The following is a 13183-nucleotide window of genomic DNA, read 5'->3' on the forward strand; positions in this document are numbered from 1 at the left end:
ATGACCGGCGGCACCGGCCATCGTGTCCTCATCTGGGGGAAGGCCGTCCTGGCCGTGTTCGACGTCGCTCATCACTCATATCCTCAAAGGGAACGGCGGGCCCGGATGCCCCTGGCACCCACCCGCCGCCGCATGCGCGGCTTCATGACACAGACCGCGCCCGGGCACCAGCGGCGGCGCGGCATCCAAGGATTGCGCGGTCGGGCGCCCTACAGCACCGCCTTGGAAATTTAACAAGGGCTTAGGGGATGCCCGGGCTATAGCTCGACCACGCCGGCTTCGGCCGGTTCATGGTACCAGTTTATCAGGAGCCCGCTTCGATGTCCCTGCCGCACCGTTTGGCCCCGCGTTGGCTGACCCTGGCCGCCCTGCTGGCCTCAGCCGTCATTTTCCCCGCCCAGGCCCGCGACCTGGATATCGAGGCGCACCGCGGCGGCCGCGCCCTGTGGCCGGAGAACACGCTGCAGTCCTTCGCCCACGCCCTGTCGCTGGGCGTCACCACCTTGGAGATGGACATGAACATCACCAAGGACGGCGCCGTCATCATCTCGCACGAGCGACACCTGAACCCGGACCTGGCCAAGGGGCCGGACGGCGCTTACGTCACTGCCCCCACCCCGTCCTTCTTCAGCCTGACGCTGGAGGAGATCAAGAAGTACGACGTGGGCCAACTGCGCCCGGGCAGCACCTACGGCAGCCATTTCCCGGACCAGCGCCCCATTCCCGGCACGCCCATTCCCACCCTGAAGGAGGTCATCGACCTGGTGAAGCGGTCGGGCAACAAGACCGTGAAGATGAACATCGAGACCAAGATCGACCCCACCCACCCGGAGGACAGCCCGTCGCCAGAGGTGTTCGTGGACAAGGTGCTGGCCGTGCTGAAGGCCGAGAAGTTCGAGGACCGGGTGATGATCCAGTCCTTCGACTGGCGCACCCTGCAGGTGGTGCAGCGCAAGGCCCCCGCCATCCCCACCGTCTACCTGACGGAGCAGGACCCGCGCGAGCCGTCGGTCAGCCTGACCGCCAAGCTGCCCTGGACCGCCGGCTTCGACCCCGTGGACCATGGCGGCAGCGTGCCCAAGGCGGTGAAGGCCGCCGGCGGCGCAATCTGGTCGCCGCTCTACACCGATATCGACGCCGGCCTGGTGGCAGAGGCGCACAGCCTGGGCCTGACCGTCGTGCCCTGGACGGTGAACAAGCCGGAGGACATGGCCAAGCTGATCGACATGGGCGTGGACGGCATCATCTCCGACCAGCCGGTGCTGCTGCGCGAGGCGGCCACCGCCAAGGGCATCGCCCTGCCCAAGGCCTTCCCGGTCGAGGCCGTGCCGGGCAAGAAGCGCTGAGCCAGGCCCCTTTCCCCAATTTCTCCACCACGCCCCGGCCGGGTTCCCCCGCCGGGGCGTTTTCTTTTGGCCCGCCCCTTGCCATAGGTGTATCGTTCGCTATATCGTACGATATGTTTTCCGATCATGACATTACACATCCTCCATTGCCCGGTCCTCCTTTGCTCGCCATGGGCGGGCGCGGCGGAGGACATCATTGGAAGCACGGTGGCGGCTTCGGTGGCGGGGGCGGCGGCTTTTGGGGCGGTGGCGGGGGCGGCATGCCCGGCAGCCGCAAGCTGTCGTCCGCCGACCTGGAACTCCTGTTGCTGGCCCTGCTGGAGCGCAAGCCGGCCCACGGCTATGAGCTGATCCGCGCGGTGGAGGAGCATTCCGGCGGTTTCTACACCCCCAGCCCCGGCGTCATATACCCGGCCCTGACCTTCCTGGCGGAGATCGGCTACGCCGCGGCGGAGCCGGAGGGCAACCGCAAGCTCTACCGCATCACCGACAGCGGCCGCGCCCACCTGGAGGGCCATCGCGGGACGGCCGTCGCCATCCTGGAGGGCCTGCGCCGCATTGGCGGCCGCATGGAGCAGGTGCGCGAGGCCTTCGCCGGCGTCACCGACGCCGATCCCCAGGCGTCCGAAGACCTGCACCAGGCCCGCCACGCCCTGAAATCCGCCCTCTACGGCAAGCGCGGCTGCGATGCCGCCGAGGCCCGCCGCCTGGCCGCCATCCTGCGGCGCGCCACGGCGGAAATCTTGGCCGCCTCCCCCTCGAAGGACGGCGGGCCAACCGCCCCGGCCGTCCCCCATCCCGACAGACCTGACCCAGGTGACAGAATGACCGACACCCCCCGCCACCAGATCGGCCGCATGCGCTTCGACACCCGTCGGCGCACCCTGACCGTGACCAGCGTGACCCACCTGACGCCCAAGATGCTGCGCGTCGTCCTGACCTCGCCCGAGTTGGCGGACTTCGACAGCCGGGGCGCCGACGACCACATCAAGCTGTTCTTCCCCGGCCCGGATGGGCAGGCGCTGATGCGCGACTATACCCCCCGCGCCTTCAGCCCGGCCGACCGTACCCTGACGCTGGACTTCGCCCTGCATGACGCCGGCCCGGCCACAGCCTGGGCCCTGGACGCCAAGGTGGGCGATACGCTGGAGATCGGCGGCCCGCGCGGCTCCATGATCGTGCCGGACGATTTCGACTGGTATCTGCTGGTCGGGGATGAGACGGGGCTGCCCGCCATCGGCCGCCGGCTGGAGGAGTTGCGGCCCGGCGTGCCCGTCCAAACCGTGGTCGCCGTCGATAGCGACGCCGAGAAGCAGGTGATCGAGACCAAGGCCAACTGGACCGCCCAGTGGGTCACTCGCGACAGCCAGGGCGCCGACGACGCCGCGACTCTGCGCCGCGCCATCGAGGGCATCCCGCTGCCGCCCGGCGACGGCTATGTCTGGATCGCGGCCGAGGCCACCGTGGCCAAGACCCTGCGCGCCTACATGCTGGAGGACCGCAAGCATCCGGCGCAGTGGATGCGGGCGTCGGGCTACTGGTTGCGCGGCGAGGCCGGCGCGCACGAGAACCTATGAGGGTGATCGTCAGAAGCCGGTGACCGCGTTTTCCGCCGGCAACTGACCGTGGCGCGGCTGCGGCGCCTGGCTGGGCGTCCAAGCGCCGCCCGCGTCGGCCGCCGCCGTATCGGCCACCACCCCCAACAAGGTGAAGGCGTCGAAGACGAACGGCAGGCCGTCGGCGGCGGCGATATGTCCACGATCCCCCACCTGGAAATGCAGGTGGGGGGCATCGGATTGGCCGGAGTTGCCCAGCCGACCCAGCACCTGGCCCTTGCGCACCGCCTGGCCCGGCCGCACGGCGATGCTGCCCGGGATAAGGTGGGCATAGGCGGCGTACGCGCCCCCCGCCATGCGCAGGATCACCAGGTTGCCGGCGATGGTGTCCAGGGTGACCTTCTGCGCTGGCGGCTGGCCCGGCACATTATCCGGAAACCCGTCGCGCACGCTCTCGATGACGCCATCGGCCACGGCCAGCACCGCCTGGCCATAGCCGGCCCAGGACTCATTGCGCGTCTGGTCGCCGGCGTACTCCCGCCCGTCCCCCGTCAGCTTCATGAAGTCGATGGCGTAGCGCTCCGGCACCCGCGCCTGCCCATCCACCACCATCAGCGTGGTCCGGTGGATGGAGGCGGCGGACAGGCCGTTGAAGGCCACCCACCCCGTGCCGGCGACGGGGGCGGAGACGACGACGGGCGGCGCCCGGTCCAGCGGGACGGCGACCGCCGTGTTCAGCGTGGACTCGGGCAGATCGGGCTTGAACGGCGCGATGGTGAGCGCCAGCCGCAGGTCCCCCACCCCGGCATCATCGCCAAGACGCACGTCGAACAGGGCGGCGGCGAAGGTATTGCCCTGTATGACCGTCACCGGCGGCTGGCCATCACCAGGGGGACGGCCGGGTCGCGACAGGAGATCCGCCAGGGCCGCGCCTTCGAATCGCGCCAGCGCGGCCGGTTGAGCCGCCGTGCCCAGCCGCGCTGTCGCCAACGTCATGGGCACGGGGGAGAAATTGCTGATCAGCGCCTCGAACACCAGATGGCGGCCGTCCGTGGCCGGCACCACGCTGGCCGGGCGCAGGATCCGGATATCCAAGGGGGTGATGGAGTGGGCGTCCGGCTCCGCCCTGGCGCCGAGGGCGGCGGCCAGGAAACCGCTGGCGACAAGGACCTGGGCGAGGCGGCGGCGAACCATGGCGACATCCTGACGGTGTGGAACACCCGCAGGATGCCGTACAAAGCTCCGTCGTCAATGCCTTGCCCTCAATCGCCCACAGGCCCCTAGCCCAGGCGCTTCAGCATCTCCAGCGCCGCCGCCTTTTCGGCGGCACGCTTGGATGGACCGCTGGCGGCCTCGCTGCCCTTGCCCTGCACGGCCACGCGCACGGTGAACACGGGCTCATGATCCAGGCCGGTGCGGCCCACCTGCTCATAGACCGGCAGCGGCAGGCCACGGGCCAGCGCCCACTCCTGCAGGGCGGTCTTGGGCTCCACCGGCGGCAGTTCGGCGGCGTCGATGCGGCCGGCCCAGTGCCTGCGGATGAAGGCCGCGGCGACGTCCAAGCCACCGTCCAGGTAGAGGGCGCCGATCACCGCCTCGCAGGCGTCCGCCAGGATGGCGGGTTTGGCGCGGCCGCCGGCGTCAGCCTCACCCGGGGCCAGGTGCAGATAGCGCCCCAGGTCCAGGGTCTCCGCCACGCCGGCCAGGGCTTCGGCCCGCACCAGCGCGGTGTGGCGCTTGGCCAGACCGCCCTCGTTCTCTTCGGGAAAGCGTTCCAGCAGCCACTGGGCGATCACCAGGCCCAGCACCCGGTCGCCCAGGAACTCCAGCCGCTCATAATGGCCGGTGGCGGCGCGGGGGCCCCGGCCGATGCCGGCCACGCTGGGGTGGGTCACCGCCTCCAGCAGGTGGCGGGCCTCGGTGAAGGTATGCCCCAGGGATTGGGCCAGGGTAGCGATGTCGGCGCCGCCGGTGTCCAGCGGGCCAGCGGAGGCGGCCATGGCGTCAATGCGCCTTGCTGAAGATCTGGCCGAAGCGGATGGCGGTCGGCCACTTCCAGATTTCCCAGAAGTGCACGCCCTCCTCCAGCGAGAAGAACTTGAACTGGGCCTTACCCACCACGTTCTCCAGCGGGACGTAGCCGACGACGTTCAGGACGCGGCTGTCCTGGCTGTTGTCGCGGTTGTCGCCCATGCAGAAGATGTGGCCCTCAGGCACGGTGTAGACGGGCGTGTTATCCAGCCCGCCGTCGTCGCCCATGATCTCGATGATCGTGTGCTTCACACCGTTGGGCAGGGTCTCGATGTAGCGCGGCACGGCGCTCTGGCGGCCGAACGGCGTCTCCATGGTGTAGTCCTCGACCCGTTCGCGCTTCACCGGCTCGCCATTGATGTGCAGGATGCCGTCGATCATCTGGATGCGGTCGCCGGGCAGGCCGATGACGCGCTTGATGTAGTCCTGGCTGGTGTCGGTCGGCAGACGGAAGACCACCACGTCGCCCCGCTCCGGCACGCTGCCGAAGATGCGGCCGTGAAACAGCGGCAGGCCCAGCGGCAGCGAGAAGCGGCTGTAGCCGTAGCTGAACTTGGACACGAAGACGTAGTCGCCGATGAGCAGCGTCGGGATCATGGAGCCCGAGGGGATGTTGAAGGGCTCGAACGCCACGGTCCGCACGCCCAGCGCGATGATCAGGGCGTAGATGACGGTCCGCACCACGTCGCCCCAGCTTTCCGCCTGGGGCTGGGGGGCCGCGCGGCTGACGCGATCATTCTGCTGGCTCATGGAACGAAACAACCTCGTGAGAGTGGGTGGCACCGATCTAGCGGGCCCACCGGGATTTTCAAGCGATACCGTTAGTGGCGCCACCAGCCGGGGCCGGCGTCGCCGTGATGATGACGAAGGCCTCCGCCATGGGCGGCTCATCCGTCAGTGTCAGATGAATCTGCGCCACCATGCCCGGCGGCGTCATCGCCCGCAACCTCTCCAGGGCGCCGCCGGTGAGACATAGTGTCGGCTGGCCGCTGGGCAGGTTGACGACGCCCATGTCCTTGTGGAACACGCCCTCGCGGAACCCCGTTCCCAGCGCCTTGGAACAGGCCTCCTTGGCGGCGTAGCGCTTGGCATAGCTGGCGGCGCGGCCGTTGGACTTGGCGCGCCGGTCGGACTTCGCCTGTTCCACGTCGGTGAAGACCCGCTCGACGAAGCGCTGGCCGAACCGCGCCAGGGTCTTCTCGATGCGGGTGATGTCGATCAGGTCGTTGCCGATGCCCAGGATGACGCTGCCAGGCTGAAAAACGCCGAAGGACATTATGGCGTCCCGGTCCCGGCGGAACGGGCCTGGTCCATCAGCGCCCGCATCTGGCGGATGGCGGCCTCCAGCCCGACGAACACCGCCTCGCCCACCAGGAAGTGGCCGATGTTCAGTTCCCGCACCTGCGGCAGCGCCGCGACGGGCGCCACGTTGTCGAAGCGCAGGCCGTGGCCGGCATGGCACTCCAGGCCGATGCGGCCGGCATGGGCCGCCGCCTCGGTCAGGCGGGCCAACTCGGCCTCAAGCTCGGCGGCGTTCTCGGCATCGGCGTAGCGGCCGGTGTGCAGTTCCACCACCGGGGCGCCGATGCGCTTGGCCGCGTCCAGCTGCGCCCGGTCCGGCGCGATGAACAGCGACACGCGCACGCCGGCGTCGTTCAGGCGGCCGACGATGGGGGCCAGGTGGTCATAGCCGCCCACCACGTCCAGCCCGCCCTCGGTCGTCCGCTCCTGCCGGCGCTCCGGCACCAGGCAGGCGGCGTGCGGGCGGTGGCGCAGCGCGATGGCCAGCATCTCCTCCGTCGCCGCCATCTCCAGGTTTAGGGGCAGCGAGATTTCCGACATCAGGCGGTCGATGTCGCTGTCGCGGATGTGGCGGCGGTCTTCGCGCAGGTGGGCGGTGATGCCGTCGGCGCCGGCGTCGGCCGCCAGGTGGGCGGCGCGCAGCACGTCGGGATGGGCGCCGCCGCGGGCGTTGCGGATGGTGGCCACGTGGTCGATGTTGACGCCCAGGCGCAAGCGCTGGCTCTGGGTTTCAGACGTCATCTCAATCTCCGGCCGGCTTGGGCTCATGGCTCAGAACCGGGTGATGGTGGCTGGCGGCGATGCGGTGATGCTTGTAGCGCGCGATCAGGGGGCGCAGCACCAGGAAAACCAGGGGCCAGGTCAGGGCGGCGGACAGGAAGCCGCCGACGGTCATGGGCGCCACCACCTGCCAGGCGCTGTGGCGCAGCACGCTCCACGACAGCTCCATGGGGCCGTGGCCGGGGTGCATGTGCAGGACGAAGCAGCCCAGGCGATAGGTCGCCAGCCAGATGAAGGGCCAGGTCACCGGGTTACCGAACAGCGTGCCCAGCAGCGAGGCCGCGATGGAGCCCCGCAGCAGCCAGGCCAGGCCGATGGACAGGGGGAAGTGCACCCCCATGAAGGGCGTCATGGCCATGGCCACGCCGCTGGCGAACCCGGCGGAGATGCCGTAGGGCGTGCCGGGCACGCGACCGATGCGGTGCATCCAATAGCGGCCGGCGCGGCGCCAGCCCATGCGGGGCCACAAGGTCTGCTTCACGGCTTCAGCGAACGGCCTTTTTTCACGACGGCGGAACATAAGCCTGCTGCCCCTGGGTGAGTCTCTGGGCGATGGGTGTCGGCCCCCCGACAAACTTGCACTGTTCTAGACCTGGGCACGCCGCCGCGCCAGTGCCGTATGACCTTCGTCTAGGCCGGTCGTGCCGCACGCCCCGCGGACCGACCGGTTCCTCCCCTACGCCCATCCCTAGCACCACGTCCGGGGGCACGGCGTCAGCGGCCCCGCGCCCGGTCGACGGAATTGATGACCGGCGTGGCCCGCAGCGCGGCGATGATATTGGTCAGATGTTTCACGTCATGCACGTCGATATCGATCAACATCTCGAAAAAGTCGGTCGTGCGGTGGGTGATCTTGAGGTTGGTGATGTTGCCGCCGTTCTTCCCGATCACCGTGGACACGGTGCCGAGGCTGCCCGGCTCGTTCGCCACCACCACGGTGATGCGGCCCACCTTCTCGTCCGCGCCGTCGGCCTCGTTGTCCCAGGAGACGTCGATCCACCGTTCCGGGCTGTCGTGGAAGCTTTCCAGCGTCTCGCAGTCGATGGTGTGGATGGTGACGCCCTTGCCGGTGGTGACGATGCCGACGATGCGGTCGCCCGGCAAGGGGTGGCAGCAACGGGCGTAGTGCACGGCCATGCCCGGGATCAGCCCCTTGATGGGCAGCGGGCTGTCCTTGCCCCTGGGCTTGGTGGTTTTGCCGCGGGTCAGCTGGACGATCTTCTCGTCCGGCGTGACCTGCTGCACCACCTTGTGCCCGGGGAAGACGGCGTTGAACACGTCGCGGGCGCCGGCCAGGCCTGCGCCGATGGCGGCGATCAGATCATCTGCCGACTGGTACTGGAAGATCTTGAGGACGCCTTCCAGCGCCTTGTCGGAATAGTCGTAGCCCTCCTGCCGGAAGATCTTCTGCACCATGGCCCGGCCCAGCTCGATGTGCTGGGCGCGCTGCTGGGTGCGGATGTAGCGGCGGATGCGGGCGCGGGCCTTGCCCGTGACGACGAAGTTTTCCCAGTCCGGCGACGGCGTTTGCGCCTTGCTGGTGACAACCTCGACCTGGTCGCCGTTCTGCAGTTGGCTGCGCAGCGGCTGGATGCGGCCATTGATCTTGGCGCCGACGCAGGTGTCGCCGATCTGGCTGTGCACGGCATAGGCGAAGTCCACCGGCGTGGCGCCGCGCGGCAGGGCGATCAGGTCGCCCTTGGGCGTGAAGCAGAACACCTGGTCCTGGAACAGCTCCAGCTTGGTGTGCTCCAGGAACTCTTCCGGCCGGACCGCATGCTCCAGGATGTCCAGCAGTTCCCGCAGCCAGCGGTATTGCCGGCCCTCGGTCTTGGGCTGGCTGCCGTCCTGCTTGTAGGCCCAGTGGGCGGCGACACCCAGCTCGGACACCTCGTGCATTTCGATGGTGCGGATCTGCACCTCGATGCGCTGGCGTTCCGGGCCGATGACCGTGGTGTGCAGCGACCGGTAGCCGTTGGGCTTGGGCGTGGAGACGTAGTCCTTGAAGCGGCCCGGCACCACCGGATAATGGGCGTGGATGACGCCCAAGGCCTGATAGCACTGCTCGATGGACTCGACGGTGACGCGGAAGGCCATGACGTCGGACAACTGCTCGAACGTCACGTTCTTGCGCTGCATCTTGCGCCAGATGGAATAGGGCGCCTTGCGCCGGCCAGACACGGTGGCCTTGGGCAGGCCGCCCTCGTGCAGGGTGTCCACCAGTTCGGTGATGATGCGGTCGACGCGGCCCGCCCCCTGCTCTTCCAAATCCTGCAGGCGCTTGGTGATGCTGTCGTAGGCGTCCGGGTTCAGTTCCTTGAACGACAGCTCTTCCAGCTGGTCCTTCCAGCGCTGGATGCCGATGCGTTCGGCCAGGGGGGCGTAAATCTCCAGCGTCTCGCGGGCGATGCGCTTGCGCTTCTCCGGCTTGGACAGGTAGTGCAGCGTCTGCATGTTGTGCAGACGGTCGGCCAGCTTCACCAGCAGGACGCGGATGTCTTCCGACATCGCCAGCACCAGCTTGCGGAAGTTCTCCGCCTGCTTGGACTGGTCGCTTTCCAGGTTCTGCAGCTCGATGCGCGACAGCTTGGTCACGCCATCCACCAGGCGCGCGATCTCCGGCCCGAACAGGCGCTGCACCTCTTCCAAGGTGGTCAGCGTGTCCTCGACTGTGTCGTGCAGCAGGGCGGTGATGATGGAGGCGCCGTCCAGCTTCAGCTGGGTCAGCAGCCCCGCCACCTCCAGCGGGTGGGAAAAGTAGGGGTCGCCCGACGCGCGCTTCTGCGACCCGTGCGCCTTCATGGAGAAGACGTAGGCGCGATTGAGCTTGTCCTCGTCCGCGTTGGGATCGTAGGAGCGGACCCGCTCAACCAGCTCGTACTGGCGCATCATGGATGCCCTGCCCGGCCCCAGGCCTTTTGGGCACGGCCGACCGCGACGGGCGCGGCACGGCCGTTCAGGGCGCTATCCATGGAAAAATAGCCAAGGGGGACGGGTCGCTTACCCACGGCCTGCCCCACCACCGGCTCAGAGGCCCTCGTCGTCGCCGAGGTCTTCACCCTGCGCCGCGTCCTCGGCGGCATCCTCAGCCCCCAGGTCGTCATCCTCGCCGGCGGCGCCCTGCACGGCCCAGGCCTGCTCTCCGGCCATCAGCTCGATGATCTCTTCCTCGGGCTCATCCTGCTCCTGGACGCGCTGATGCCCCTTGATCAGGGAGTTCTTCAGGCTGTCCAGCACCACCGTCTCGTCCGCGATTTCGCGCAGGGCGACGACCGGGTTCTTGTCGTTGTCGCGATCGACCGACAGCGGCGCGCCGGCCGCGACGTCCCGCGCCCGCTGGGCCGCCATCATCACCAGCTCGAACCGGTTCGGAACCTTCAGGACGCAATCTTCAACGGTAACGCGGGCCATACCTTGCTCACTCCAACAACGAAACGGGTGCCGGGAATAGGGGCACTGAACACCATCCCATAGTTATAGGGGCCTGTTTTCGCGGTTGCAAGGAAGGCGACGCCCGATCCGCCGCATTCCTGCGTTTCCGTCATGAGGATCGGCCTGCCCCCTCTCCGCTCATTCCCCGATGCGCTCCGTCACCTGGCCTGGCGGCAGGCCCGCCACCAGGCTTTCCACGTCCACCCCCGACACCGGGTGCCGCCAGCCGGGCGCCAGGTCGCGCAGCGGCAACAGCACGAAGGCGCGCTGGTGCAGGCGGGGATGGGGCAGCATCGGCGCCGCCGCCCGGATCTGGTCATGGTAGGCCAGCAGGTCCAGGTCCAGCCCCCGCGCCTCGTTCACCTGCCGCCGCACCCGGCCGAACGCGGCCTCCACCCGGTGCAGGACGGCCAGCAGCGCCGGGGCGTCCAGGTCCGTTTCCACCCACGCCACGCCGTTGACGTACCAGGGCTGGTCGGACGCGGGCACCGGGGCGCTACGGTACCACGGCGACACCGCCACCACCGTCACCCCCTCGCCCGCCAGCGCGCGCACCGCCGCGGCCACCACATCGCGCGAGCCGCCGACGCCGGGCACCGACAGGTTCGATCCCACGCCCACCAGAATCATTCACCGCCCCCCCCTGTTGCGTACCCCTGTTGCACCCCTGCGACGCGCGTCGCACGGGGGCGCCAGCATCTACTCTTAAGGCCTAAACACCAGGCCCGCCGCCGGGGATGGCATCCCCAAAAGGCAGATGCGACTTTAAATACACCGGCTGCGACCATATCTCGCTTGAACGCGTTAACCCATTCACTTTATGTAGGCGCTTGTCAGCGCGCTATAAAGACGGCACGCTACTGATAATTGAACCCGCTGCATTACTCTTCCAAATAATATTCAAAGGAATATAAAATGTTGCATTATCCCGAGGAACGCCTCGCCCTCTTCATCGACGGCGCCAATTTATTCGCGGCCGCGCGGGCGCTGAATTTCGATATCGACTATAAGCGTTTGCTGAATTTCTGCGGAAAGCGTGGGCGGCTCATTCGCGCCTTCTATTATACCGCGCTGGTTGAAGACCAGGAATATTCCCCCATCCGCCCGCTGGTCGATTGGCTGGATTACAATGGCTACACCATGGTCACGAAGCCGACCAAGGAGTACACCGACGCGTCCGGCCGCCGGAAGATCAAGGGCAACATGGACATCGAGCTGGCCATCGATGTCATGGAGATGGCGCAGCATTTGGACCACATCATGCTGTTCTCCGGCGACGGCGACTTCCGTCGCCTGGTGGAGGCGGTGCAGCGCAAGGGCGTGCGCGTCTCGGTGATCAGCACCGTGCGCTCGACCCCGCCGATGATCGCCGACGAGTTGCGCCGCCAGGCCGACAATTTCATCGAGCTGATGGATCTGGCGCCCGACATCGCCCGCGCCCACGCCCCCCGCCCGCCGGTGGAGCACGCGCAGCTTATCGACACCACGCCGATGGAATGATATCCGGCGCCCACACGACACGGTAACGGGCGCCCTTATCCCATGATGCAGAACCTGACGCCGCCGGGGCATGACTGCCCCTTATGTCCCCGGCTGGTGGACTATCGCCTGCGCAACCGCGCGGCTTTCCCCGACAAGTTCAACGGCCCGGTGCCGTCCTTCGGCGGCCTGGACGCCCGCCTGCTGGTGGTGGGTCTGGCCCCCGGCCTGCGCGGCGCCAACTTCACCGGCCGCCCCTTCACCGGCGACTATGCCGGTGACCTGCTGTACGCCACCCTGCTGAAGTTCGGCTTCGCCACGGGCCAGTATCTGGAGCGGCCGGATGACGGCCTGACCCTGGTCGACGCGCGCATCACCAACGCCGTGCGCTGCGTGCCGCCCGAGAACAAGCCCACGCCGGAGGAGTCGCACACCTGCCGCCCCTTCCTGGTGGCGGAACTGGAGGCGATGACCAGGCTCAAGGCCGTGGTGGCCTTGGGCTCCGTCTCCCACACCAGCGTCATCCGCACCTTCGGCCTGCGCCAGGCGGCCCATCCCTTCGGCCACGGCGCCCGGCACGACCTGGGCGGCGGGGTGACGCTGTTCGACAGCTATCACTGCTCCCGCTACAACACCAACACCGGCCGCCTGACCGACGCCATGTTCGAGGACGTGTTCCAGGCGGTGCGCCAATACCTGGGCGCCTAAGCCCCCAGCGCGGAAGGCCGGGGCGACGCCCCGGCCTTCCCCAATTCCAAACGGCGAATGCTTCAGCCCTTGGCCCGCATCAGGCGCGCCTTGTCGCGCTGCCAGTCGCGTTCCTTCTCCGCCTCGCGCTTGTCGCCCTTCTTCTTGCCCTTGGCCACGCCGATCTCGACCTTGGCGTAGCCGCGGTCGTTGAAATAGATCGACAGCGGAATCAGGGTGACGCCGTCGCGGCGGATGGAGGCGAACAGCTTGTCCATCTCACGGCGGCGGACCAGCAGCTTGCGCGCCCGCTTGGGCTCATGCTGGAAAAAGCGGCCGGCCAGCTGGTATTCCGGGAAATGGGCGTTGATCAGGTACAACTCCCCATCCCGCTCCCCGGCATAGGACTCGGCGATGCTGACCCGGCCGGCGCGCAGCGACTTGACCTCCGTCCCGGTCAGCATGATGCCCGCCTCGATCGTTTCGGTAATGAAAAAATCGAAACGGGCGCGCCGATTTTGCGCGGCGTATTTATGTTCGTCGGCACGTGCCATGGCGGCTATCCGGCCC

General features: G+C 68.1%; 14 protein-coding genes. 4 read left to right on the forward strand and 10 right to left on the reverse strand.

Annotated elements, in window-relative coordinates; genetic code table 11:
* Nucleotides 1-320: 320 nt before the first annotated feature.
* Together UAJ10_RS17915 and UAJ10_RS17920 are read left to right on the forward strand one after the other, a co-directional pair.
* Nucleotides 321-1346, forward strand: coding sequence for a glycerophosphodiester phosphodiesterase (locus UAJ10_RS17915; RefSeq protein ID WP_322916566.1), 1026 nt, complete (start codon nt 321-323; stop codon nt 1344-1346).
* Nucleotides 1347-1606: 260 nt separating this feature from the next.
* On the forward strand, nt 1607-2923 hold the full coding sequence (locus UAJ10_RS17920; protein ID WP_322916567.1) for an SIP domain-containing protein: 1317 nt from the start codon (nt 1607-1609) through the stop codon (nt 2921-2923).
* A 9-nt stretch (nt 2924-2932) separates the two neighbouring features.
* On the opposite strand, the gene UAJ10_RS17925 is transcribed toward UAJ10_RS17920, so the two are convergent.
* The 9 genes from UAJ10_RS17925 to folK form a co-directional block, all read right to left on the reverse strand.
* Nucleotides 2933-4096, reverse strand: coding sequence for a M23 family metallopeptidase (locus UAJ10_RS17925; RefSeq protein ID WP_322916568.1), 1164 nt, complete (start codon nt 4094-4096; stop codon nt 2933-2935).
* Between the two features lie 86 nt (nt 4097-4182).
* A complete protein-coding gene (gene rnc / locus UAJ10_RS17930) occupies nt 4183-4902 on the reverse strand; it encodes a ribonuclease III (protein WP_322916569.1) in 720 nt (239 codons plus the stop codon).
* A gap of 4 nt (nt 4903-4906) precedes the next feature.
* The gene (gene lepB / locus UAJ10_RS17935) at nt 4907-5683 is read right to left on the reverse strand and encodes a signal peptidase I (RefSeq protein WP_322916570.1); all 777 of its coding nucleotides are present in this window, start codon (nt 5681-5683) and stop codon (nt 4907-4909) included.
* A gap of 58 nt (nt 5684-5741) precedes the next feature.
* Nucleotides 5742-6209 (reverse strand): holo-ACP synthase, encoded by a 468-nt coding sequence (gene acpS, locus UAJ10_RS17940; RefSeq protein WP_322916571.1) that lies wholly within the window; start codon nt 6207-6209, stop codon nt 5742-5744.
* A complete protein-coding gene (locus tag UAJ10_RS17945) occupies nt 6209-6976 on the reverse strand; it encodes a pyridoxine 5'-phosphate synthase (protein WP_322916572.1) in 768 nt (255 codons plus the stop codon). The genes acpS and UAJ10_RS17945 overlap by 1 nt, the downstream gene beginning before the upstream one ends.
* Nucleotide 6977: 1 nt before the next feature.
* Nucleotides 6978-7496, reverse strand: a complete 519-nt coding sequence (locus UAJ10_RS17950) for a DUF2062 domain-containing protein (protein WP_322916573.1) — start codon at nt 7494-7496, stop codon at nt 6978-6980.
* Nucleotides 7497-7729: 233 nt separating this feature from the next.
* A complete protein-coding gene (locus UAJ10_RS17955) occupies nt 7730-9907 on the reverse strand; it encodes a RelA/SpoT family protein (RefSeq protein WP_322916574.1) in 2178 nt (725 codons plus the stop codon).
* A gap of 135 nt (nt 9908-10042) precedes the next feature.
* Complete coding sequence (gene rpoZ / locus UAJ10_RS17960; protein ID WP_322916575.1) at nt 10043-10426, reverse strand: DNA-directed RNA polymerase subunit omega; 384 nt, start codon at nt 10424-10426, stop codon at nt 10043-10045.
* 159 nt (nt 10427-10585) lie between these two features.
* On the reverse strand, nt 10586-11077 hold the full coding sequence (gene folK, locus UAJ10_RS17965; RefSeq protein ID WP_322916576.1) for a 2-amino-4-hydroxy-6-hydroxymethyldihydropteridine diphosphokinase: 492 nt from the start codon (nt 11075-11077) through the stop codon (nt 10586-10588).
* 285 nt (nt 11078-11362) lie between these two features.
* Here folK and UAJ10_RS17970 point away from each other — a divergent pair, with 285 nt between their 5' ends.
* Together UAJ10_RS17970 and UAJ10_RS17975 are read left to right on the forward strand one after the other, a co-directional pair.
* Entirely contained in the window at nt 11363-11947 is a 585-nt protein-coding gene (locus tag UAJ10_RS17970) for a LabA-like NYN domain-containing protein (RefSeq protein WP_050898188.1), read from the forward strand.
* Between the two features lie 42 nt (nt 11948-11989).
* Nucleotides 11990-12634: a uracil-DNA glycosylase gene (locus UAJ10_RS17975; RefSeq protein WP_322916577.1), complete on the forward strand. Its 645-nt coding sequence runs from the start codon at nt 11990-11992 to the stop codon at nt 12632-12634.
* A 62-nt stretch (nt 12635-12696) separates the two neighbouring features.
* On the opposite strand, the gene smpB is transcribed toward UAJ10_RS17975, so the two are convergent.
* Nucleotides 12697-13167, reverse strand: a complete 471-nt coding sequence (gene smpB / locus UAJ10_RS17980; protein ID WP_004272619.1) for an SsrA-binding protein SmpB — start codon at nt 13165-13167, stop codon at nt 12697-12699.
* Between the last annotated feature and the right edge of the window lie 16 nt (nt 13168-13183).

The sequence above is a fragment of the Nitrospirillum guaranorum genome (genome assembly GCF_034653275.1).
In the GTDB taxonomy this organism is placed as follows: domain Bacteria; phylum Pseudomonadota; class Alphaproteobacteria; order Azospirillales; family Azospirillaceae; genus Nitrospirillum.

Coding starts and splice junctions, on each gene's coding strand:
- folK (WP_322916576.1), bottom strand. CDS start 11,077: ATGATTCTGGTGGGCGTGGGATCGAACCTGTCGGTGCCCGGCGTCGGC.
- UAJ10_RS17955 (WP_322916574.1), bottom strand. CDS start 9,907: ATGATGCGCCAGTACGAGCTGGTTGAGCGGGTCCGCTCCTACGATCCC.
- UAJ10_RS17915 (WP_322916566.1), top strand. CDS start 321: ATGTCCCTGCCGCACCGTTTGGCCCCGCGTTGGCTGACCCTGGCCGCC.
- UAJ10_RS17970 (WP_050898188.1), top strand. CDS start 11,363: ATGTTGCATTATCCCGAGGAACGCCTCGCCCTCTTCATCGACGGCGCC.
- UAJ10_RS17920 (WP_322916567.1), top strand. CDS start 1,607: ATGCCCGGCAGCCGCAAGCTGTCGTCCGCCGACCTGGAACTCCTGTTG.
- smpB (WP_004272619.1), bottom strand. CDS start 13,167: ATGGCACGTGCCGACGAACATAAATACGCCGCGCAAAATCGGCGCGCC.
- UAJ10_RS17975 (WP_322916577.1), top strand. CDS start 11,990: ATGATGCAGAACCTGACGCCGCCGGGGCATGACTGCCCCTTATGTCCC.
- UAJ10_RS17925 (WP_322916568.1), bottom strand. CDS start 4,096: ATGGTTCGCCGCCGCCTCGCCCAGGTCCTTGTCGCCAGCGGTTTCCTG.
- lepB (WP_322916570.1), bottom strand. CDS start 5,683: ATGAGCCAGCAGAATGATCGCGTCAGCCGCGCGGCCCCCCAGCCCCAG.
- rnc (WP_322916569.1), bottom strand. CDS start 4,902: ATGGCCGCCTCCGCTGGCCCGCTGGACACCGGCGGCGCCGACATCGCT.
- acpS (WP_322916571.1), bottom strand. CDS start 6,209: ATGTCCTTCGGCGTTTTTCAGCCTGGCAGCGTCATCCTGGGCATCGGC.
- rpoZ (WP_322916575.1), bottom strand. CDS start 10,426: ATGGCCCGCGTTACCGTTGAAGATTGCGTCCTGAAGGTTCCGAACCGG.
- UAJ10_RS17945 (WP_322916572.1), bottom strand. CDS start 6,976: ATGACGTCTGAAACCCAGAGCCAGCGCTTGCGCCTGGGCGTCAACATC.